Here is a 20,574-nt window from a genome sequence, read left to right on the forward strand (position 1 = left end):
TATCTCTTCCCGTTCCGCCACACTCAACCGCGCCGCCATCACAGCATCCCATCAAGATCCATCGACAGTGATGCAACGAAGTATTGACTCCGCCCGGGACGTGGAAAGGGCTGCAAGATCGGCGCGAGGGTGAAGATTCGTGCAAGATCGGCGAGCGGCGAGCGGCGCGCCACGAGCCGGGACGACGAGCCGGGACGACGAGCCGTGGCGAGGCGTCGCGGGCGAGGGGATGTCCTCCGTCTGAGGGCTGTCCCTCTCAAGCTGAGGCGGCCGTCAAGAAGTCTCACGGGTGTGCCCGAAGTCAACAAGATCGCGGGCAGGCGGACGTGGCCATGCGGTGTCGCTGGCCGCGCGGTGGCGGGGCGGGGAAGGCCGAACCGGCCAGCCCTTGATTCCGGAAGGTGCCTAGCGGCTGTCGGTGAACCAGCGGGTGGCGATCATCGTGTGGATGCTGAAGCCCAGCTCGGTCGGGCCGTACAGCACCTCACGGCTCAACGTCTCGTCGTCGTCCGGTGGGGGCGGCAGATGCCCTGTGCTCGGCAACGGCGGCAACAACCCGAACACCAGGATCGTGCCGTCCGGGGCACTGATCGTGTCGTAAAGGCGTACCCCCGAGGGGTCTGCTTTGACCCCGGTCTCCTCGAACAGCTCGCGAACCGTGGCGGCCTGCCACGTCTCCCCGACGTCGATGAAGCCGCCCGGCAGGGCGAGTCGGCCGCGGGCCGGCGCGATGCCGCGCCGCACCGCGAGCAGGCCGTGACCGACCGGCTGGACGGCGACGGCGACCGGGCTGGGGTTGAGATAGCTGGTCTCGCCGCACGCCCCGCACCGGCGCGGCCAGGGCTGACCGGACGGGAACCGGGCGCCGCAGAACGTGCAGTGCGCGTAGCGGTCCTGCACGGGCGTCACGGGTGCAGCGGGGAGTTGCAGGCCGCGACCAGCGCCTGGCGGCACGCGGCGGTGAGCGGGCGGAGCGCCTCGTCGCGCTGCTGGGCCTCGTAGCCGTTGACGGCGCCGCCCGGCGCGTTCGTCCCGGCGAGGGCGAGCACCTGGTCGAGGACGCTGGCGCGGGCGAACAACCGGCGCGAACGCGGGTCGAAGCCCGGCGGCAGGGTCTCCGTGCTCTCCGGGCGGCGCAGCGCCTGCAACGCCCCGGCGAGCTCCGGTTTCCACTGGGCGACGTCCAGTTTGGTGAGCCGCGCGGTGGCCTCGCCGAGCGCGGCGGTCAGCTGTGCCTCGGCCTCGGCGGCACCCATCTGGAACACCGGCCGGTGCTCGGGGGCCGGCAGCACCCGCCACAGCACGGTCTCGAACTCCACACCGGAACCGGACGTGTGCCGCCGCACCTCGGGCACCACCCCGAACGTCGGCGTCATCACCGCCTCGCCGGCCAGCAGCGCCGCGCCGGTCAGGTCGCCGGGGCCGGGCAGGCCGCGCGGGTCGCCGGGCACCGGCAGCACCAGGCGGATCTCGTCGGGCCGCAGCTTCGCGAAGATCGGCAGCCCCTGACTGAGTGGAACGTCCGTCCAGGTGCCGGGGGCGTCGGCGACGAGGTGTTCCTCGTCCGCGGCGATCTCGTCGGCCAGCTCGTCGAACGGGACGAGGCCGGCACGCCAGGCGCGCACCCAGGTGACGAACCTGGTGGACCGGCGTGCGGTACGGGTGGCCGCATCGGCTGCGGGTGACATGCGAGCAAGGGTACGTGGCGGCACAGACAGTTGTCTCGGCTCGGAGAGTCACCGAGGGTGTGTCCGTGATCGCGCATACAGTGCGGGGCATGTATGGGGAGGATGTGATGGCGGGCAACTGGCGCCGCCGCAAGGTGATACCGGAGGTGGAGGCCGAACCGGATCTGGTCGTCGAGGACGCCGACTCCGGGTTCTGCGGCGCTGTCGTCGGGTTCGAGCTCGGCGCGGTGGTGCTGGAGGACCGGTTCGGGAAACGCCGTAACTTCCCGCTCGCGCCTGCTGCGTTCCTGCTCGACGGCGAGACGGTCACGCTGGTCCGGCCCGCGCCACGGCAGCAGCCGCAGCAGCGCCGGGTGACCGCGTCCGGATCGATCGCCGTCGACAACGTGCGGGCGCAGGTAGCGAAGGCCAGCCGGATCTGGGTGGAGGGCATCCACGACGCGGCGCTGGTCGAACGGATCTGGGGCGACGACCTGCGGATCGAGGGGATCGTCGTGGAACCGCTCGACGGCATCGACGACCTTGCCTCGGCGGTCGCGGAATTCCGTCCGAGTGGCCGTCGCAGACTGGGCGTTCTGGTGGATCATCTGGTCTCCGGGTCCAAGGAGAGCCGGATCGTCGCCGCCGTGACCGACCCGAACGTGCTGGTCACCGGTCATCCCTACGTGGACGTCTGGCAGGCGGTGAAGCCGGAACGGGTCGGCCTGCGGGCCTGGCCGGTGATCCCGCCGGGCCGCCCGTGGAAGGAGGGCGTCTGCGAGGCGGCCGGTGTCCGGGAGCCGGCCGACATGTGGCGGCGCATCCTCGCCTCGGTCAGCTCCTACAAGGATGTCGAGACCCCGCTGATCAACTCGATGGAGCGCCTGATCGACTTCGTGACGGTCCTGGACGACTGAGGGTGAGGGCGCGGCCGATCCGGGCGGCGGCCTCGGCGAGGCGGTCCGGCGGGTGCGCGGCGTAGCCGATCACCAGGCCGGGCGGTCCGGGACGGCGCCGATGCCAGGACAGCGGATGCACCTGTACGCCGGTGGCCGCGACCCGTTCGGCGAGGACGGTGTCGTCGGCCGGGCCGGGGAGCAGCACCAGCACGTGCAGCCCGGCCGCGACGCCGGCGATGCGGGCCTCCGGCAGATGCGCGCGCAGACCGGCGAGCAGGGCGTCCCGGCGGGACCGCTGGCGGGTACGGACGGCGCGCAGATGCCGGTCGTGGTCACCTGAGGACAGCAGTTCGGCCAGCACGAGCTGCGGCAGAGCCGGATTGCCCAGATCGGACGCGTGCTTGGCGGCGAGCAGCCCGGCCTGTAGCCGGCGGGGCGCGATCAGCCAGCCGGTCCGCATCGCCGGGGCCAGTGACTTCGACACGCTGCCCAGGTAGGCGACCCGCTCCGGGGCGGAACCCTGGAGCGCGGCGACGGGCGCCCGGTCGTACCTGTGCTCGGCGTCGTAGTCGTCCTCGATGACCAGCCCCGGCCAGGCCAGCAGTTCCCGCCGCCGCTCCGGGGACAGCACCACCCCGGTCGGGAACTGGTGCGCCGGCGTGAGCAGCGCCGCCTCCGCGCCGGTGGCGGCCAGGTCGGCGATCCGCATGCCGTGCTCGTCGACAGGCACGCCGGCCGGCCGCATCCCCCAGAACACCATCTGGTCGACGGCGCCCCGCGATCCCGGGTCCTCGACCGCGAGCAGGTCCCGGCCGTCGGCCCGCAACACCTGCGCGAGCAGGGCGAGCCCTTGCGCGACACCCGCGGTGACGACGACGTCGTCCGCTTCACATCGCACTCCGCGGGTACGCGCCAGCCAGCCGACCAGAGCCGCGCGCAGCTGTGGGGCGCCGCCGGGGTCGCCGTACCGCAGGTCGGCCGCGGTCACCCGGTCGAGGACGGCCCGTTCCGCCCGTAGCCACGCCGCCCGTGGGAACGCCGACAGGTCCGGCACGCCCGGCGACAGGTCGATGTCGACGCCGTCCGGCGTGGAGATGGGCAGCCGCAGCTCGTCGAGGGTCCGCCGCCGGTCGCCGGCCGGCCGGGCCGCCCGCCGCACCCCGCGCCCGGTGACCACCGTCCCCGACCCGGTCCGCGCCTCGGCCAGCCCTTCGTCGACGACCCGCTGGTAGGCCTGCACCACCACGCCCCGGGACACGCCGAGCTCGGCGGCGAGCTGCCGGGTGGCGGGCAGCCGTGAACCCGGGGCCAGCCGCCCGGCCGCGACCGCCGCCCGCAAGCCCTCGGCCAGCCACGTGGTCAGCCCTTTGGCCGGCGCCTCCTCGGCCCGGAGCTGGAGGAAGTCCGATCCGGAAATTGGTCCACCTCATCGCCGTCGAATTGGCCCTCGAACCGGACCATACTCCGTCCGAGCATCGACGTATGAAAGCTCTCCCGGTCCTCGCCGGCGCCACCGGCATGATCTTCGTGGGCGGCAGCGTCGCCGTCTCCGGTCACCTGGCCGACGCCCCGGTGCACACCGTCCAGGCGCTCCGCTATGCCGTGGCCTGCCTCCTGCTGCTGGCCTGGGCCCGGGCCGGTGGGTCGCCGGTGCGGCGGCCGCGCGGCCGGGAGTGGCTGTGGCTGCTCGGTGTCACGGTCACCGGCCTGGTGATCTTCAACGTGGCCCTGGTCCAGGGCTCGGAGCACGCCGAACCAGCGGTGATCGGCGTGGCCGTGGCGTGTGTCCCGATCCTGCTCGCGGCCGTCGGCCCGGTCCTCGAAGGACGCCGCCCGGCGGCCCGGGTGCTGGCCGCCGCGACGGTGGTGACGATCGGCGCGATGCTGGTGCAGGGCCTGGGCCGGACCGATGCGACAGGCCTGTTCTGGGCGGCCGTCACGTTCGGTTGCGAGGCCGCCTTCACCCTGCTGGCGGTCCCGGTGCTGGGCCGGCACGGTCCGCTCGGTGTCTCCGTGCACGCGACGTGGCTGGGCGCCGCGATGTTCGCCGTGCTGGCCCTGACCGTCGAGGGCCCGGCCGCGCTGAGCCGGATCCAGCTGGACGACCTGCTGGCCGGCGCCTACCTGGCGGTGCTGGTGACAGCCGTGGCGTTCCTGCTCTGGTACACGTGCGTGGCCCGTCTCGGCCCCGGCCGGGCGGGCCTGCTGACCGGCCTGACCCCGATCGCGGCCGCGGCGACGGGAGTGGCCCTGGGCGGCCCGCTCCCGTCCCCGGCGGTCTGGCTGGGCATCACCACGGTCGCCGCCGGCCTGGCCCTGGGCCTGACCACCCGCACCCCGGCCACCCACCCACGTCCCGAGGACCGCCAGCCGTCGCTGACCCCTGGAATCCCGGCCCGAAAACATCCGTGAGCGACGGCTCGCGGTCTGGCGGCGGCGACCGGGACCGCCGGCCGTCGCTGGCGGCGGGAATGGCGTGCGGATAACCGCGGTGGGCGACGGCTCGCGGTCTGGCGGCGGAGACCGGGACCGCCGGCCGTCGCTCACGGCGGGAATGGCAGGCGGATAACCGCGGTGGGCGACGGCTCGCGGTCTGCCGGCGGAGACCGGGACCGCCGGCCGTCGCTGGCGGCGGGAATGGCGGGTCGAATACCGCGGTGGGCGACGGCTCGCGGTCTGGCGGCGGAGACCGGGACCGCCGGCCGTCGCTGGCGGCGGGAATGGCAGGCGGATAACCGCCGTAGGCGACGGCCGGCGGTCTGCGGTGACCGGCGGATCAGCCCGGCGGGCGCTCTGGAGGCCGGGAGCGGGCAGCCACGTCGCGGTGTGACCACGGGAGGGGTGGTTGCGGTCGAGAGCGGCCCACGCCGTACCGAATGATCAGGCCAGATGCATGGGGTCGCGGCTGAAGCGGAAGGTCGCGATGTCCAGGCGTTCGGCCGTGCCGTCCGGATCGCGGAGGATGCGCAGGACCTCGCCCTCGTTGGGTCCGGAGAGGCCGCGCCAGCGGTCCGGGGCTTCCCGCGCGTAGCGCGTCTCGGCGAACGGCCCGGACATCAGCAGCGTGTCGCCGTCCGGGGTGATCGAGTGTTCGCGGCCCATCCACCACCAGCGGCCGCAGATCTCGGCGGCCTCACCGTGCGGCGCGGCGGCCGGGCGCCAGACCGGGACCGGAACCGGTTCGCTGTCCACGGCGGCGGTCAGCGCGTCCAGGCTGACCTGCTGGATGCTGGTGTTGTCGAGGCCGTAGGCGTTGGCGAAGACGACCGCGCCGAGCCGGCTGCCGCGATGCACCGCGACGTGCGCGAGATAACCGGGCATCGAACCGCCGTGCCCGACGTAGACGCGTTCGCCGACCCGGAACAGCTGCGGCCCGAGCCCGTGCCCGGCGGTCCACGACTCCAGGTCGCTGATCACCACCGGCGCGCACATCTCGTCGACGGTCTCCCGGGCCAGGACCGCGGGCGCCGGGTCGGCCAGGAACCCGGCCCACTTGGCCATGTCGGTGACCGTCGACCACAGCTGCCCGGCCGGGGCCATCGCGCCGGTGTCCGGGCGCGGCTCCTCGTGCAGGGCACCGGTGAGGGCGTGCACGACGTAACCGCGGGCGTACGGCTCCATCGGGTGGTAGCTGGTGCGTTTCATGCCGAGCGGGTCGAGGACCCGTTTGCCGGCGAGCTCGCTCCAGGTGGCGCCGGTGACGCGTTCCAGGACGGCGCCGAGCAGGCCGTAGGCGAGGTTCGAATAGCGATAGCGACGGTACGGCGCACCGGCCAGCTTCTCGTAGGTCAGCTCGGCCAGCAGCGCGTCCACGTCCCCGCCCGGGTGGCGTTCCCACCACGGGCCGTCGGGTTCGCGCTGGAGCCCGGACACGTGCCCGAGCAGCTGGCGCAGGGTGACGCCGCCGATCGGGGTGCCCGGCAGATGCCGGTAGAGCAGGTCGTCGAGGGCGAAGAACCCCTCGTCGCGCAATTGCATCACCATCGTCGCGGTGATCGTCTTGGTGATCGAGCCGAGCCGGTACTGGGTCTTCGGGTCCGGGTGCGGTTGTTCCCCGGCGCCCGCGAAGTGCAACACCACACGGTCGCGGACGACGGCGAGCGCGAGTGACGGCACCCGGCCGGTGGACTGCGCCCGGGTGGCTATCTCATCGATGCGGCGGCACGTCTCCGGAAGCAACGTCACGGTGTGTCCTCTCCTCCTGACGAACTCATGGGTCTAACTGTTCGGAGCGTGCGCGGACGTGCCACGATCGGGGAGTGGAAGCCGTGTTATGGGTCGTCCTCGCCATTGGTCTCGCGATCGCCGAGGCCTTCACCACCACGTTCCTCGTCATCTTCTTCGCCGCCGGCGCTCTCGCCGCGGCCGGTGCGGCGGCTCTCGGCGCGGGCCTGCTGGTGCAGTTGATCGTCTTCGCGGTGGTCTCCGGCATCTCGGTCGCGGCGCTGCGCCCGGTCATCCTGCGGCACGCGAAACCGGCGGTGGAGACGGGGGACCGGCCGTTCGGCATCGAGGCGATCGCGGGCTCACTGGGCACCGTGATCGACGAGGTGACGGCCGACCGCGGCATGATCAAGATCGACGGGGAGTTGTGGCAGGCCCGCTCCGCCGACGACAAGGAGACCTTCGCGCCGGGCGACCGTGTCCGGGTCGTGGAGATGCACGGCGCGACTCTCCTGGTGTGGCACGACGACCTGCCCAATATTTAGGAGCGACGTGATGGAAGTGGTTCTGGCGGTTCTAGGCATCGCGATCGTCCTGTTCGCGGTGATCACCCTGGCCAAGTCGGTCCGCATCATTCCGCAGCAGCGGATGGACGTGGTCGAGCGGCTCGGCAAATATCAGCGCACCCTGTCTCCCGGCCTCAATCTGCTGGTGCCGTTCATCGACTCGGTCCGGACCAAGGTCGACATGCGTGAGCAGGTCGTCTCGTTCCCGCCGCAGCCGGTGATCACCTCGGACAACCTGGTCGTCTCGATCGACACGGTGCTCTACTTCAAGGTCGTCGACCCGGTGCGGGCCACCTACGAGATCTCCAACTTCCTGCAGGCGATCGAGCAGCTCACCGTCACCACGCTGCGTAACGTGATCGGCTCCCTCGACCTGGAGCGTGCCCTGACCAGCCGTGACCAGATCAACAAGCACCTGTCCAGCGTGCTCGACGAGACCACCGGCCGCTGGGGCATCAAGGTCACCCGGGTGGAGATCAAGGCGATCGAGCCGCCGCCCAGCATCCGCGACTCGATGGAGAAGCAGATGCGCGCCGAGCGGGAGCGCCGGGCCACCATCCTGAACGCGGAGGGGCACAAGCAGGCGCAGATCCTCACCGCCGAGGGTGAGAAGCAGGCCGCCGTGCTGCGTGCCGACGGTGACCGGCAGGCCCGGATCCTGCAGGCGGAGGGCCAGGCCAAGGCGATCCGGACCGTCTTCGACGCCATCCACCAGGCCAACCCGTCGCAGAAGGTGCTGGCGTACCAGTACCTCCAGTCGCTGCCGCAGATCGCCAACGGCACCGCCAACAAGGTGTGGATCCTGCCGACCGAGCTGACCAAGGCCCTCGAGGGTCTCGGTGGCGCGCTCGGCGGCCTGGCCAACATGGCCGGCGACCTGCCACGCGAGGCGGAGCCCGTTGCGCCTTCCACCGAGGTGGAGACGCGGGCACTCGACGACGAGCCGGCCACCGAGGTCCTGACTGCTCCGGTTCCGCCGACCGCGGCTCTGGGCGGCGCCGACTACGACGGAGCGGAGCACATCGAGAAACGCTGAATATGTGAGATCGGCCGCAATCCAGGCGCGTCGTTTGGCATGCTCGCAGCAGGATTCCGACCGGTGCCCCCGGCCGCTCGGCTTGTTGCCCCTGCTACTGAGGCGGAGCCATGAGCATCAGCCATCGTCAGACGGCGAGCGGGCGGCCCCTGCGGGTCGCCCCAGCCTGGGTCGGCGCACCGACCCCGGCCGAGTCGGACGGGCATCCGCTGCCGGTCCGGGACGCGATCTGGATCTGGTCGGTCCGGCGGTACGCCAGGCTCGCCCTGTGGGCGCTGCCGGCCGCCGCGGTCCTCTACGGCTGGCTCACCCTCGGCGTGCAGAGCCAGCCCGGCCCGCTCGTGGTCGGGCTGCTCGCCGGCTGGCTCGCGGTGATCGCCGTGATCGCGCTGGCCGGTCTGCTCGCCGGTTCCCGGACCAGGCGGTGCGCGCTGGCCGGCCTGCTCGTCTCGCTGGCCGGCGGCACCATGCTGGTTCCGCTGGCCGGCCTGCCCGAGGGCGCCGTCGAGGAGAGCGCTCCGGTGGCCGCCGGCCGGGTTCCCGACCTGCTCACCGCGGCCGTGGTCATCTCGGCGGCGGGGCTGCTGCTGCTCGGCTGGGCGGTCTTCCGGTCGAAGCTGGTCAACCCGGCCGACGGGGTGCTGCTGATGCTGGCCGCCCTGGCGATGGGCGCCGGCACCACGATGGCCCAGCCGGTCCCGACCGTGGGCGCGTTGCTGCTGCTCGCCGCCGGGATGGGCCTGGCCTGGACCGGCGGCCGGCTAGTCCCGCGCTCCTAGTTCGTAAAACGCGACCGCGGCGGCGGTCGCCACGTTCAGCGAGTCGACGTTGTTGTGCATCGGGATGACCACCCGCACGTCCGAGGCTTCCAGCGCGCTCCGGGTCAGCCCCGGGCCCTCCGCGCCGAGCAGCAGGGCCGGACGCTTCCGCTGGGCCGGGGTGAGCGCGCGCAGCGACACCGCGTCCGGGGCGGGCGTCATCGCCAGCAGCGTGAACCCGGCCGCCCGGATCGCCTCCAGGGTGGCCGGCCAGTCCTCGGACTTCGCGTACGGAATGGCGAACACCTCACCCATGCTGACCCGGACCGCCCGCCGGTACAGCGGATCCGCGCAGTTCGGCGACAGCACCACGGCGTCGATGCCGAGAGCGGCCGCGCTCCGGAACAGCGCGCCCAGGTTGGTGTGCGTGTTCAGCCCCTCCAGCACCGCGATGCTGCGCGCTCTCGCCAGCAGATCCGTCATCTCCGGCAACGGCCGCCGGTGGAACGACGCCAGGATCCCCCGGTGCACGTGGAACCCGGTGATCGACTCCAGAACCCCGGGCGGCGCGGTGTAGAGCGGCGCGCCCTCCGGCAGCCCGGTCAGCTGGTCCACGCGTTTCTCGTCGACGAGCGCCGACCGCATCCGGTACCCGGCCCGCAACGCCCGCCCGATCACCAGCTCACCCTCGGCGATGAACAGGCCGTTCGGCGGCTCCCAGCGGGTCCGCAGTTCGACGTCGGTGAGGGCGCGGTAGTCGCCGATCCGCGGATCGTCCGGGTCGGTGATGGTCAGTGCTGGCACAACGGCATTATTCGCGGCGTGCCCGGTGGGGCCTGCGGGTAGGGTTCGGTTGTGTCGTCTGGTTCGGGTCCGGGGTCAGATCCGCATCTGCTGTCGCTGCTGCGCGCCATCCGGCTGCGCCAGAACGCTCCGGACGCTGCCGCCGCCGGTGCGTCCGACGCCGCCGCCGCGCTCTCCGAGATCGCCGCGAAGAAGAAGGAGAAAGAGGACCCTGAGCCGGAGAAACCCCGCCCCGCCGGTGCCGGTCTGCTCTGGGGCGACCCGGGTGGCTCTACGGGGCGTGCCCGCATGAGGGCCATTCCCCCGGTCGGCGGGGTCAACCCGTCCGGCCCCGCGACGCCGGTGCCGCACATCCCGCCGCTCGCCGGGGCCCGGCCGATCGGCCCGCCCGGCACCGAGTTCCCGTCCGCGCAGAACTATCCGTCGATCCCGCGCCGCTTCCCCGGCCGCACCCTGCCCGGCGCCGGTTCCGGCCCCGGCCGCGACGGGATGGACCCGGCCGACGACGCCGCCCTGCGCGACACCCAGCGCCTGCTCAGCACCAGCCTCACCTTCGCCGGCGGCCCCGACGAGGTCGCCGGCCGCCTGTGGCACGCCCTCCAGCAGGCCCAGCCGGCCCTGCTCGACTCGCTGCCCGGCGCGCCGGACGGCCAGCGCGCCCAGCTCGCCCGGGCGATCACCTGGCTGATCCACACCATGGACGATCCGCCGGCCCTGGTCACCGGCTGTTCCGCGGTCGGCGCCGCGCTCGCCGAGTGCGGCATCCAGTGGAACCAGCTGCACCTGGTCGGCGCGGCCCTCGCCGAGTCGATGCGCACCGGCATGGCCCCCGGCGCCTGGCGGCAGGACTTCGATCACGCGTGGCGCTGGACGTGGCAGCACACCTACGAGTGGATCGTGCACGGGGGGACGCTCACCGCCTACCAGCCGACCGTCTGGGACACCGAGGTCGTCGAGCACGACCTGCGCCGCGACGACCTGGCGGTGGTCCGGCTGCGCCCGTTCCTGCCGATGCCGTACCGGCCCGGCCAGTACGCCCGCTTCGAGGTCCCCGGCGTGCCCGGCATCTGGCGGCCGTACTCGCTGGCCGGCGCCCCGCACCGGGACGACGTCATCGAGCTGCACGTCCGCGCCAAGACCGAGACGGGCGTCAGCGGCACCCTGGTCCACCGCACCCGCCCCGGCGACCGGATCCGCGTCACCCGCGCCGAGGGCGAGATGGCTCTGCCCGCCGAACCCGGCCGCGGCATCCTGATGATCGCCGGCGACACCGGGGTGGCCCCGATGAAGGCGATGCTCGCCGAACTCGCCGCCACCGCCGACACCCGCCAGGCGGTGCTGTTCTGGGGCGTCCGCGACCTGACCGAGCTCTACGACATCGAGGCGCTCACCGCTCTCGCCGCCGAGTGCCCGCGCGCCACGGTCATCCCGATCGTCGCCGAGGGCGACCCCGGCCCGTACCCGTCGGGCCTGGTCACCGACGCGGTAGCCGCCTACGGCGAGTGGTCCCGCCACGAGATCTACCTGGCCGGCCCGCCGCTCATGATCGCCGGCACGAGCGCCGCCCTCCAGCAGCTGGGCGTTCCCCCCACCCGAATCCACCACGATCCGCCGGAGTGACCCCTCACGGTCTTTCCCAACCCCGCTGCGGTACGCCCCACAACCGCCCCGACCGCATCACCCGGTCCCGCCGGCGCCACGCGACGAGGCCGTACCCTCCCGGCCGAAACGCGCCCGCCGGGCCGAATCCGTCCCTCACCGCCCCGACCGCGAGCCGTCGTTCAGCGCGGGAATGCGGGCGGCTTTACCGTGCTGGGCGACGGCTGATGGGTGTTGGGTGGGTGGGGTTCCTGGCGGACGGCGTAGCCGGGGATCGACGGCCAGCGCACGGTCAGGACCACGGACTCCTCGGCGGCGAACCAGGAATGGTCGACTCCGCGCTGCCAGACCACGTAGTCGCCCTGCTTGTCGAGAACCACGGTGCGCTCCGGGAACTCCATGTGGAAACAGCCGCTGATCAGCACGAGCAGCGCGGTCCGGTCCTCACCGCGGACCCATTCGGCACGCCGGTCGCCCTTCGGGTGCCGCCCCCACTTGATCTCGACGTCGGTGCTGTGCCGCGGGTCGCCCGCCGGCTTGAAGTGCCCCAGCAGCCAGCCCCGGTCGGCCAGCGCGTCGGGATCAGCGTTCCCCACATAGATCTCGTCACCCATGCCGGTTCCTCTCCATGACCATATAGTCACCTATGTTGACTGTTACCATCTCGCGAATGCGGCGCAGTGAACGGAAACAGCAGGACCCGGACCTCGGGGTGCTCGCCAGCCGGCTCCTCTTCGCGGTGCAGGGTGAGCTGTTCGCCACGCTGGCCGAGCAGGGCCACGCGGGCCTCCGGCCGCAGCACGGGGCGGTCCTGGCGTACCTCGACGCCGAGGGCAGCCGGGCCACCGATCTGGCCCGGCAATCCGGCCAGCACAAGCAGGTCGTCGGGAAACTCATCGACGAGCTGGAGACCCTGGGGTACGTGGAACGCCGCCCCGACCCCAGCGACCGCCGCGCCAAACTGATCGTGCCGACCGCCCGCGGCCTGGATCAGATGGAGTGCTCCGACGCGATCGTGGCCGGCATCGAGGAACGCGTCGCCGCCACGGTGGGCGAGGCGGCGTACGCATCCTTCAAGGGCCTGTTGGGTCAGGTGGCCGCCGCGTCCAGCAGCTTGCGGTAGGCGGCCGGGATGTGGTTGGGCCCGCCGGGCGTGAAGACGTTCGAGTGGGAGGCGTCGGCCCACGCCGAGTCGGGGACGGCGGCCCGCAGCGCGACCAGCACCGGCGCGTCGTCGGTCAGCAGCGCGAGGGCGACCAGGCACTCCTCGGCCTCGCCGACGCACTCGAACGGCTTGTGCGCGTCGACCCCGAGCAGCTCCAGGAACCCGGGCGTCTGAGCCGGGTCGGCGAACAGGTCGTGCCCGAAGATGTGCGCCAGCCGCTCCCGGGACATGTGCGGCGCCATCGCCAGGAACACGAACCGGCACTTCGGACAGTCACCACACCAGCGGGCCGTCGGGTCGTGCAGCTTGAACGCCTTGTTACAGCTGGTGACGACGTCATCGTACGCAGTGTGACCGGCGAACAGCTGCGCGATGTGCAGCTCGGAGAGCGGCCGGAGCAGCGAGAAGTACGGGTCGGCGAGTCCCGCGCAGGCCGCCACGGCATCCCGGAGCAGCCCCTCCGCCTCGACTCCCTTGGACCACTGGTGGTTGACCTCGTGACCGTTCCAGATCAGGTTGGGGTCGGAGGCGGACCGCTCGTTCGACATCACCACCGGCCCGAGCCCGTGCCAGACCGCGGTGGCGATCGCGATCAGCGAGTTGATCGCGGTGACCGGGATGTGCCCGTTCAGCGCGCCGGCCTTGTTCAGCTCGAAGAGCCGCGGGTCGAGTCGGCGGCGGGCGGCCAGCGCGGGCAGGCCGGAGGCGGCGTTCACGTTCTCGATCACCGGGTTCGGGTTGACCGAGAACGGCACCGGGTCGAGCCCGGCGGCCCGCAGGATCTCCAGCGTGACGATCGAGTCCTTGCCGCCGCCGACGGCGGAGAGCGGCCGGCCGGTGGGCGCGTCGGACGGCGTGGCGGCGGGCAGCACCCCCGGCGTCTCGACGGTCAGCTCCAGCACGTGCGGCAGCTGGTTGCGGTACGCGTACTCCGCCATGCCCTTGGTGTAGACCGCGGTGAAGAAGGCGGCCGCCTCGGCCGGCACCGGTTTCGGCGCGACCACCCGGGCCGGCGCGCCGACCTTGAAGTAGCTCACCCCGGCCACCACGTGCAGCAGGTCGAGCACCCTGGTCAGCGCCTCCGGCACGGCCGGGTCGGCGGGGACCGGAAGGGTGATCGTCTCGGTGAACCGCAGCGGCGACGGCCCGTCCAGCAGGTAGTCGAACGTCGCCACCCCTGTCGCCGGATCGAACGCGTACGAGGGGAAGCGCATGACGTCGAACTGCACCCGGAACTCCTGTCGTGAAGGTCGAGGGGCAATATTAGTGCGTCCGAGGACGGCGCGACCCGAGGAGACTGACGTGCGCCTGGCAGACCTGCGGGGCCGATCGGTGGCGGTGTGGGGGACCGGCCGGGAGGGCCGGGCCGCGGTGATCGCGATCGCCCGCCACGAGCCGTCCCGCCTGATCGCGGTCGACGACAGCGCCAACTACCTGTCCGTCGAGTGGACCGGGGAGCTGTCCGAGCTGGCCCCACTGGCCGGTGGCGAGCATGCCTTCGCGGCTCTGGCCAGCGCGGACGTGGTGGTCCGCTCGCCCGGCGTGCCGTCCACCCACCCGTACATGATCAAGCTCCGCGAGCGCGGGATCCCGGTGACCGGCGGCAGCGCGCTGTGGATGGCCGAGCACGCCGCGACGACCGTCGGGGTGACCGGCAGCAAGGGCAAGAGCACCACGTCCAGCCTGATCAGCCACCTGCTGACCGCGGTCGGGCGGCCGAACGCCTACGGCGGCAACATCGGCGTCCCGCTGCTCGACATGCCCGAGGCCGAGCTCTACGTGCTCGAGCTGTCCAGCTATCAGTGCGCCGACCTGACCGATTCGCCCCGGGTGGCGGTGGTCACGTCGCTGTTCCCCGAGCATCTCGACGCGCACGGCGGCGAGCGCGAATATTACCGGGACAAACTAAACCTTCTCGGGTACGGACCTGAGCTGATCGTGGTGAACGGGACGGACCGGCGGCTGCGCGACGAGATCCGCGGGGTCCTCGACGCGAACCACTTCCCGCCGGTCGCCGCGGCCGCTGCCGACTCCCGGTTCCGGGTCGAGGACGGGCGGGTCTGGTGCGGTGACGAGGCGCTGTTCGAGCGGGCCGCGCTGCGCCTGAAGGGCCGGCACAACGAGGGCAACCTGTGTGTGGCGCTGGCCGTGCTGGACGGCATGGGCGTCGACGTGCCGGGGGAGCGGGCGGTCCTGGAGGCGGCCGTGCGCGACTTCGCGGGGCTGCCGCACCGGCTCGCCGAGATCGAGGACCCGTCCGGGCTGACGTTCGTCGACGACACGCTGTCGACCAGCCCCTACGCGGCGATGCACGCCATCGAGGCGTACGAGAACCGGCCACTCACCGTACTGGTCGGCGGCACCGATCGCGGCCTCGACTACTCACCGTTACGCGAGTTCCTCGCCGATCGGGAACTCACCGTGATCGGCCTGCCGGACAGCGGCCCGCGGATCCTGGAGGCGCTGGCCCGGCTCCCGCGGGTCCGCACCGAACCGGCCGAGGACCTGGTCGACGCGGTCCGCCTGGCCCGCAAGGTCACCCCGGCCGGCGGCGTGGTGCTGCTGTCCCCGGCCGCCCCGAGCTACGGCCGTTTCCGCAACTTCGAACACCGCTCCGAGGTCTTCGCCCAGGCCGTCCGCGAAACCGCCGAGTAACCCGCCCCGCAGGTCACCACGTTCGGGTGGGGGAAGTAGGCCTGGATGGAGCCGAACTCGGCGGACAGGCCGGTGGTCACGGTGGTGTTCAGGTACTTCGCTGAACGGATGTCGCCGCCTCTCTCGTCGGGGCAGGGCAGGCCGGGCTCCGGGGCCACGTCGATGCTGGAAATGCCGCTGCTGGCGCCGGTGATCCGGAAACCGGCGACGGTGCTGGTGGCGCGAGTTCGGGTGACCACGGCGGTCAGGCCGGTGCTGGTGCTGCCGGGGTTGTGGCCGGCTTCCACGTGGATGCCCTTCTCGCAGGTCACGGCATAGGTCGCGGTCTTGCCGACGTGGTAGGTGAACCTGACCTCGGGCGCGTTGCGGGCCAGGTCGGCCGTGTTCCAGCCGAACGCCTTGCGGACGTCCTCGCCGTCGATGAACCCGGTGTTGGTGGCCGGGTCGAACCGGATCGCCGCGTGGGCCGCGGCCGGGGCGAGGACGCTACCGGCGACGATCGCGCCGATGAATACGGGAAGCAGTCGCATGCCCTTTTCTCCTGATTTGTGAAGCGATCATTCGATGCTTTCACGGCCCTCCGCAAGCACTGACCAAAGGGCAGAATTCCGGCCATTCGGATGAGCCGGATCGCCTCTTTCGTGGGCTGAGCAGCGCGTAGCCCGTACCGGAAATTTTTTTGATCTTGTTTCGTGCGTGACGACGAGGTTTCGCCGCGTCATGGAGATCGGCTGAATGGCCTACCTCGCGTTGGCCGAATGGCCATCTCGCGCTCAACCAACGGATGGGTCGAAAACGGCCGTAAATCGGACATGTGATGGCGGTCACGTCGTAACGGCCATTTGTGGATCGATGGCTGTCATCCGCCTGCGCCGAAACATCCGGTCATTCGGCCTGGCTGGTAACGGTTTTGAAAACTTCCTTCACAGTCTTGACAGTGGGGGCCTCTTAGTAAGAACTTTTACCGCGACAGTAAACAGTCCTTCCTGAAAGGGTGACCGATGGCTGAGCCGGAGATGGACGGCACCGCGAGTACCGCGGTCGCCGACTCGCTGGTTCGCGGCGCCGCCCGGATCGGGAGTGACCACGGGAGCGAGCGAATCACCACGAACGGCGTGAACCGTGCACCGGTCGACGGTGTGCTCGCTCGGGTCAGGACGCTGCTGCCGGACTTCACCGGGGCGCTGCAACGGGTCGCCGAGCAGGTGCTCGCCGATCCGGCCGCGGCCTCCCGGGCCACCATCGTCGAACTGGCCGAGCGCAGCGGAACCTCGCCGGCCACGATCACCCGGTTCTGCCGGGCGGTCGGCTTCGACGGCTACGCGGACCTCCGCCTCGGCATCGCGGCGGAGACCGGCCGGGCCCGCTCGGCCGGCTGGACCGTGGACATCGGCCGCGAGATCCAGCCGAACGATCCGCTGGAGCGGGTCCTCGGCCAGATCATGGCGGCCGACACGCGGGCCATGCACGACACCGCCACGCTGCTGGACCTGGGCGAGGTGGAGCGGGCCGCGGTGGCGATCGCCGCCGCGCAACGCGTGAACATCTTCGGCGCCAGCGGAAGCGCGCTGGTCGGCGAGGAGATGCAGTTCAGTCTGCATCGCATCGGCATCCCGGTGTGGGCCTGGACCGACGTGCACAACGGTCTGGCCAGCGCCGCGCTGTCGCGGCCCGGCGACGTCGCGCTCGGCATCTCGCACAGTGGCGAGACCGGCGAGACGATCGAGCTGCTCGCGGAAGCGAACAGCCGGGGCGCCACCACGATCGCGCTCACCAGCTTCCCCCGATCCCCGCTGGCCGAGTTGGCGGACATCGTCCTTCTCACCGCAACCCAGGCGACGACCTTCCGGCCGGACGCGCTCAGCGCCCGGCACCCGCAGCTGGTCGTTCTCGACCTGCTGTACGTCGCCGTCGCGCAACGAACCCACGAACGTTCGCACGCCGCGTTCCAGCGCACCGCGCAAGCGGTGCACGGGCACAAGGCCGCGAAGGACAGCTGATGAACCCCTTTTCAAAGAATGAAATCCCTTCGGGAGGAAAAGTGAAGCGCAAGATCGCGGTCGCCGCGGCGCTCGCCGCGTCGCTCTTCGGAACCGCAGCCTGCGGCGGCACCAGCGACGAGGGCGCGACCTCGGCCACCGGCCAGGTCGACGGCAAGGGCAAGACCATCAAGGTCTGGCTCATGGTCGACGCCGAGACCTCCTGGAAGGCTGTCGTCGACGACGCCTCCAAGCGGTTCACCGACGCCACCGGCGCGCAGGTCACCGTCGAGTACCAGCAGTGGGCCAACCACCTCACCAAGCTGGACGCCACCCTGGCCGGCTCGGACGTGCCGGACGTGGTGGAGCTCGGCAACACCGAGTTCTCCAAGTACGTCTTCTCCGAGGGCTTCGCCGAGCTGAACAAGAACGACTTCGAGAACTCCGGCACCTGGCTCTCCGGCCTCTCCGGCGCCTGCGAGTCCGAGGGCAAGGTCTACTGCGTGCCCTACTACGCCGGCGCCCGCGTGATGATCTACCGCACCGACCTCTTCCAGAAGGCCGGCATCACCGACGCCCCGAAGACCTACGCCGACCTGCTGTCGGCCGCGGACAAGCTGCAGGCCGGCAACGCCGCGGACAACAAGTTCAGCGCCTTCTACATGCCGGGCCAGTACTGGTACGCCGCGATGTCCTGGGTCAAGTCGACCGGTGGCGAGATCGCGAAGCAGGAGGGCGACAAGTGGGTCGGCCAGCTCTCCACCCCGGCGTCGCTGGAGGGCCTGCAGAAGTGGGTCGACCTGACCAAGAAGTACTCCAAGGCTGACGTCACCAAGAACGAGAACGAGCAGGCCGGCATCTTCTCCCAGGGTTCCGGCGGCATCTTCTACGGCAACGCCTGGGAGCAGGGTGTGGCCGAGGAGGTCCGCAAGGACCCGAACGACCCGACGTCCCCGCTGGTCCCGACCAAGGTCAAGGGCAAGCTGGCCGCCGCGCCGCTGCCGGAGGTCCCCTCCTTCCTCGGTGGCTCGAACCTCGGCGTGACCGCCAAGAGCCAGAACAAGGAGCTCGCCGCTCAGTGGATCAAGGCCTTCACCGACAGCAAGTCGATGGAGGGCCTGGTCAAGGGCGGTGCGCTGCCGAACGCCACGAGCCTGCTGGACAAGGCCGCGACCGACAACCCGAAGATCGCCCCGGCCGCGCTCGCCGCGAAGAGCAGCTGGTTCCCGCCGAACGCTCCCAAGTGGGCCGACGTGGAGAAGGCCTCCATCCTGCAGACCATGCTGACCGACATCCTGACCGGCAAGAAGTCGGTCGCCGATGGCGCCAAGTGGGCTGACGAGCAGATCGCCACGACGCTCAACGAGGCCTGATGACCCGTGCCGCCCGCCCGTCCTTCTGCCGGGCGGGCGGCACACCCCCCTCCTCACGGTGGAAGAGGATCTTTGATGCACGCCGTCGACTCCCGGCCGAACCCGGCGGAGGCGCCGCAGGCACCGCCGCCGCGGCACGTGGCCCGGGTACGCAACCGAAGCCAGCGCGACTCCCGGGTGGCGTGGCTGCTCTCCCTGCCCACGCTCGTGATCCTGATCGCGATGCTGGCCTACCCGCTCTACCGCATGATCGTGCTGTCCTTCCAGAACATGCGGCTGAAGGAGCTGTTCTCCGGTAAGACGCCGCCGTGGGCGGGTGTCGACCAGTACACGAAGGCTCTGACCGACGGCGTCTTCTGGGGCGTCGTGGGCCGTACCGCCGCCTTCACGGTCGTCTCGGTGACCCTCTCGGTTCTGGCCGGGCTCGGCATCGCGCTGCTGATGCGGCGGGTGCACGCCAAGGTCCGGCTCTTCATGATGATCGCGATGATGTTCGTCTGGGCGCTGCCCCAGCTGGTCGCCGCGCAGTCGTTCCGCTGGCTGACCGACTCCGACTTCGGCGTCCTCAACTACGTGCTCACCGAGCTGGGCTTCGACTACGCGACGCACAGCTGGTTCGTGAATCCCTGGGAGGGCTGGGCGGTGATCACCACGCTGGTGGTGTGGGCCGGCATCCCGTTCCTGGCGATCTCGCTGAGCGCCGGTCTCACCCAGGTGCCGAAGGAGCTGCTGGAGGCGGCCACGGTCGACGGCGCCTCGGCCTGGCAGGCGCTGCGCAACATCACCCTGCCGATCCTGAAGCCGCTGCTCACCATCGTCACCACGCTGTCGGTGATCTGGAACTTCGGCCTCTTCACCCAGAACTGGGCGCTGCGCGACGGGCATCCGGAGCCGGTCTACCAGACGCTGGCGACGTTCTCGTACACGCAGGCCTTCGGGCGGTCCAACTACAGCTACGGCTCGGCGATCTCGGTGATCACCGTGCTGCTGATGCTCGGCGTGATGATCTTCTACATCCGCCAGATGTTCAAGATCGGGGAGGTGGACTGATGGCGAAGCACGACGACGGCGTCATCACCGTCGGGCGTAGCCGTATCGGTACGTTCTTCGCGAACTCCACCGGTATCGTCTTCGGCCTGGTCATGATCTTCCCGGTGTACTGGGTGCTGAACACGGCGTTCAAGCCGGACTCCGAGGTCCGCAGCTTCACGCCGACGTTCTTCCCGAACGAGTTCACGCTGGACAACTTCAAGTCGGCGCTCGGTGAGGAACTCTTCATCCCGAGCATGATCAACGGTTTGATCATCACGGCTATGGCGGTCGCCGCCGCCCTGGTCGTAGGGTTCCTGGCGGCGCTCGCGATCGCCCGGTTCAGCTTCTACGGGCGCAAGGCGATCATCCTGGTCATCCTGGCCGTACAGCTGGTGCCCTTCCTCGCTCTGCTCATCCCGCTCTTCCTGATGTTGCAGGGCGCCAACCTGACCAACTCGCTGGTCGGTGTCGCACTCGTGTACCTGGTGCTGCTGCTGCCGTACACGGTGTGGACGCTCCGCGGTTTCATCTCCGGCATCCCCCGGGAGCTGGACGAGGCCGCGATGATCGACGGCTGCACCCGGGCCCAGGTGTTCTGGCGGATCATCCTGCCGCTCACCGGCCCCGGTCTGGTCGCCACCTCGGTCTACGGGTTCATCCAGGCGTGGAATGAATTCATCATCATCAACACGCTGAACAACCCGCAGAAACAGAACCTGATGGCCTGGCTGCTCTACAACCAGACCGAACGCGGTACCGCCTGGGGTCCCCTCATGGCCGGTGCGATCATCACGTCCATTCCCGTGGTGGTCTTCTTCCTGATCATTCAGCGCAACATCGCCACCGGTCTGACGGCCGGCGCCGTCAAGGGTTGACC

Annotated in this window: 20 protein-coding genes; 12 read left to right on the forward strand and 8 right to left on the reverse strand. The window is 70.9% G+C overall.

All coding sequences use genetic code 11. The features are described 5' to 3' along the window. Positions 1-405 precede the first annotated feature (405 nt). Entirely contained in the window at positions 406-900 is a 495-nt protein-coding gene (locus AB0E94_RS33455; RefSeq protein WP_360334916.1) for an NUDIX domain-containing protein, read from the reverse strand. Between the two features lie 5 nt (positions 901-905). After that, positions 906-1,688, reverse strand: coding sequence for a hypothetical protein (locus AB0E94_RS33460; RefSeq protein WP_360334719.1), 783 nt, complete (start codon positions 1,686-1,688; stop codon positions 906-908). 89 nt (positions 1,689-1,777) lie between these two features. On the opposite strand from AB0E94_RS33460, the gene AB0E94_RS33465 reads away from it, so the two are divergent. After that, positions 1,778-2,584: a DUF3097 domain-containing protein gene (locus AB0E94_RS33465; protein WP_360334722.1), complete on the forward strand. Its 807-nt coding sequence runs from the start codon at positions 1,778-1,780 to the stop codon at positions 2,582-2,584. Here the strand turns inward: AB0E94_RS33465 and AB0E94_RS33470 are convergent. Continuing rightward, on the reverse strand, positions 2,535-3,905 hold the full coding sequence (locus AB0E94_RS33470; RefSeq protein WP_360334725.1) for a PLP-dependent aminotransferase family protein: 1,371 nt from the start codon (positions 3,903-3,905) through the stop codon (positions 2,535-2,537). The two genes, AB0E94_RS33465 and AB0E94_RS33470, sit on opposite strands and share 50 nt — an antisense overlap. A gap of 143 nt (positions 3,906-4,048) precedes the next feature. Between AB0E94_RS33470 and AB0E94_RS33475 the strand changes: the two genes are divergently transcribed. Further along, positions 4,049-4,978 (forward strand): DMT family transporter, encoded by a 930-nt coding sequence (locus tag AB0E94_RS33475; protein WP_360334728.1) that lies wholly within the window; start codon positions 4,049-4,051, stop codon positions 4,976-4,978. Positions 4,979-5,446: 468 nt separating this feature from the next. On the opposite strand, the gene AB0E94_RS33480 is transcribed toward AB0E94_RS33475, so the two are convergent. Then, entirely contained in the window at positions 5,447-6,751 is a 1,305-nt protein-coding gene (locus tag AB0E94_RS33480; RefSeq protein WP_360334731.1) for a serine hydrolase domain-containing protein, read from the reverse strand. Between the two features lie 74 nt (positions 6,752-6,825). Between AB0E94_RS33480 and AB0E94_RS33485 the strand changes: the two genes are divergently transcribed. The 3 genes from AB0E94_RS33485 to AB0E94_RS33495 all read left to right on the forward strand — a co-directional run bounded on the left by AB0E94_RS33485 (position 6,826) and on the right by AB0E94_RS33495 (position 9,111). Further along, complete coding sequence (locus AB0E94_RS33485) at positions 6,826-7,275, forward strand: NfeD family protein (RefSeq protein ID WP_360334735.1); 450 nt, start codon at positions 6,826-6,828, stop codon at positions 7,273-7,275. A gap of 10 nt (positions 7,276-7,285) precedes the next feature. Continuing rightward, positions 7,286-8,332 carry an SPFH domain-containing protein gene (locus AB0E94_RS33490; RefSeq protein ID WP_360334738.1) on the forward strand — a complete coding sequence of 349 codons (1,047 nt, stop codon included), beginning with the start codon at positions 7,286-7,288 and terminating at the stop codon, positions 8,330-8,332. Between the two features lie 110 nt (positions 8,333-8,442). Next, positions 8,443-9,111, forward strand: coding sequence for a hypothetical protein (locus AB0E94_RS33495; protein WP_360334741.1), 669 nt, complete (start codon positions 8,443-8,445; stop codon positions 9,109-9,111). On the opposite strand, the gene AB0E94_RS33500 is transcribed toward AB0E94_RS33495, so the two are convergent. Next, positions 9,094-9,894 (reverse strand): RNA methyltransferase, encoded by an 801-nt coding sequence (locus AB0E94_RS33500; protein ID WP_360334744.1) that lies wholly within the window; start codon positions 9,892-9,894, stop codon positions 9,094-9,096. The genes AB0E94_RS33495 and AB0E94_RS33500 overlap by 18 nt on opposite strands. Before the next feature lie 51 nt (positions 9,895-9,945). Here AB0E94_RS33500 and AB0E94_RS33505 point away from each other — a divergent pair, with 51 nt between their 5' ends. Then, a complete protein-coding gene (locus tag AB0E94_RS33505) occupies positions 9,946-11,514 on the forward strand; it encodes a flavohemoprotein (protein WP_360334746.1) in 1,569 nt (522 codons plus the stop codon). 161 nt (positions 11,515-11,675) lie between these two features. Here AB0E94_RS33505 and AB0E94_RS33510 read toward each other — a convergent pair whose 3' ends face one another. Then, the gene (locus tag AB0E94_RS33510) at positions 11,676-12,107 is read right to left on the reverse strand and encodes a signal peptidase I (protein WP_360334749.1); all 432 of its coding nucleotides are present in this window, start codon (positions 12,105-12,107) and stop codon (positions 11,676-11,678) included. Between the two features lie 56 nt (positions 12,108-12,163). Between AB0E94_RS33510 and AB0E94_RS33515 the strand changes: the two genes are divergently transcribed. Then, positions 12,164-12,616, forward strand: coding sequence for a MarR family transcriptional regulator (locus tag AB0E94_RS33515; RefSeq protein ID WP_360334752.1), 453 nt, complete (start codon positions 12,164-12,166; stop codon positions 12,614-12,616). On the opposite strand, the gene AB0E94_RS33520 is transcribed toward AB0E94_RS33515, so the two are convergent. Next, a complete protein-coding gene (locus AB0E94_RS33520) occupies positions 12,583-13,872 on the reverse strand; it encodes a hypothetical protein (RefSeq protein ID WP_360334918.1) in 1,290 nt (429 codons plus the stop codon). The two genes, AB0E94_RS33515 and AB0E94_RS33520, sit on opposite strands and share 34 nt — an antisense overlap. An 88-nt stretch (positions 13,873-13,960) precedes the next feature. On the opposite strand from AB0E94_RS33520, the gene murD reads away from it, so the two are divergent. Then, positions 13,961-15,313, forward strand: coding sequence for a UDP-N-acetylmuramoyl-L-alanine--D-glutamate ligase (murD, locus tag AB0E94_RS33525; protein WP_360334755.1), 1,353 nt, complete (start codon positions 13,961-13,963; stop codon positions 15,311-15,313). On the opposite strand, the gene AB0E94_RS33530 is transcribed toward murD, so the two are convergent. Further along, positions 15,241-15,843 (reverse strand): hypothetical protein, encoded by a 603-nt coding sequence (locus tag AB0E94_RS33530; RefSeq protein WP_360334758.1) that lies wholly within the window; start codon positions 15,841-15,843, stop codon positions 15,241-15,243. The genes murD and AB0E94_RS33530 overlap by 73 nt on opposite strands. A 471-nt stretch (positions 15,844-16,314) precedes the next feature. Between AB0E94_RS33530 and AB0E94_RS33535 the strand changes: the two genes are divergently transcribed. From AB0E94_RS33535 to AB0E94_RS33550, 4 genes are all read left to right on the forward strand, one after another. Next, positions 16,315-17,313 carry a MurR/RpiR family transcriptional regulator gene (locus AB0E94_RS33535; RefSeq protein WP_360334761.1) on the forward strand — a complete coding sequence of 333 codons (999 nt, stop codon included), beginning with the start codon at positions 16,315-16,317 and terminating at the stop codon, positions 17,311-17,313. Positions 17,314-17,354: 41 nt separating this feature from the next. Then, the gene (locus tag AB0E94_RS33540; protein ID WP_360334764.1) at positions 17,355-18,665 is read left to right on the forward strand and encodes an extracellular solute-binding protein; all 1,311 of its coding nucleotides are present in this window, start codon (positions 17,355-17,357) and stop codon (positions 18,663-18,665) included. Between the two features lie 75 nt (positions 18,666-18,740). Next, positions 18,741-19,715, forward strand: a complete 975-nt coding sequence (locus AB0E94_RS33545; protein WP_360334768.1) for a sugar ABC transporter permease — start codon at positions 18,741-18,743, stop codon at positions 19,713-19,715. Continuing rightward, on the forward strand, positions 19,715-20,572 hold the full coding sequence (locus AB0E94_RS33550) for a carbohydrate ABC transporter permease (protein WP_360334771.1): 858 nt from the start codon (positions 19,715-19,717) through the stop codon (positions 20,570-20,572). The genes AB0E94_RS33545 and AB0E94_RS33550 overlap by 1 nt, the downstream gene beginning before the upstream one ends. Positions 20,573-20,574 lie beyond the last annotated feature (2 nt).

The organism is Actinoplanes sp. NPDC026670, assembly GCF_040638175.1.
GTDB lineage: Bacteria > Actinomycetota > Actinomycetes > Mycobacteriales > Micromonosporaceae > Actinoplanes.

Coding starts and splice junctions, on each gene's coding strand:
- AB0E94_RS33510 (WP_360334749.1), bottom strand. CDS start 12,107: ATGGGTGACGAGATCTATGTGGGGAACGCTGATCCCGACGCGCTGGCC.
- AB0E94_RS33490 (WP_360334738.1), top strand. CDS start 7,286: ATGGAAGTGGTTCTGGCGGTTCTAGGCATCGCGATCGTCCTGTTCGCG.
- AB0E94_RS33495 (WP_360334741.1), top strand. CDS start 8,443: ATGAGCATCAGCCATCGTCAGACGGCGAGCGGGCGGCCCCTGCGGGTC.
- AB0E94_RS33465 (WP_360334722.1), top strand. CDS start 1,778: ATGTATGGGGAGGATGTGATGGCGGGCAACTGGCGCCGCCGCAAGGTG.
- AB0E94_RS33530 (WP_360334758.1), bottom strand. CDS start 15,843: ATGCGACTGCTTCCCGTATTCATCGGCGCGATCGTCGCCGGTAGCGTC.
- AB0E94_RS33515 (WP_360334752.1), top strand. CDS start 12,164: ATGCGGCGCAGTGAACGGAAACAGCAGGACCCGGACCTCGGGGTGCTC.
- AB0E94_RS33460 (WP_360334719.1), bottom strand. CDS start 1,688: ATGTCACCCGCAGCCGATGCGGCCACCCGTACCGCACGCCGGTCCACC.
- AB0E94_RS33535 (WP_360334761.1), top strand. CDS start 16,315: ATGGCTGAGCCGGAGATGGACGGCACCGCGAGTACCGCGGTCGCCGAC.
- AB0E94_RS33545 (WP_360334768.1), top strand. CDS start 18,741: ATGCACGCCGTCGACTCCCGGCCGAACCCGGCGGAGGCGCCGCAGGCA.
- AB0E94_RS33520 (WP_360334918.1), bottom strand. CDS start 13,872: ATGCGCTTCCCCTCGTACGCGTTCGATCCGGCGACAGGGGTGGCGACG.
- AB0E94_RS33550 (WP_360334771.1), top strand. CDS start 19,715: ATGGCGAAGCACGACGACGGCGTCATCACCGTCGGGCGTAGCCGTATC.
- AB0E94_RS33475 (WP_360334728.1), top strand. CDS start 4,049: ATGAAAGCTCTCCCGGTCCTCGCCGGCGCCACCGGCATGATCTTCGTG.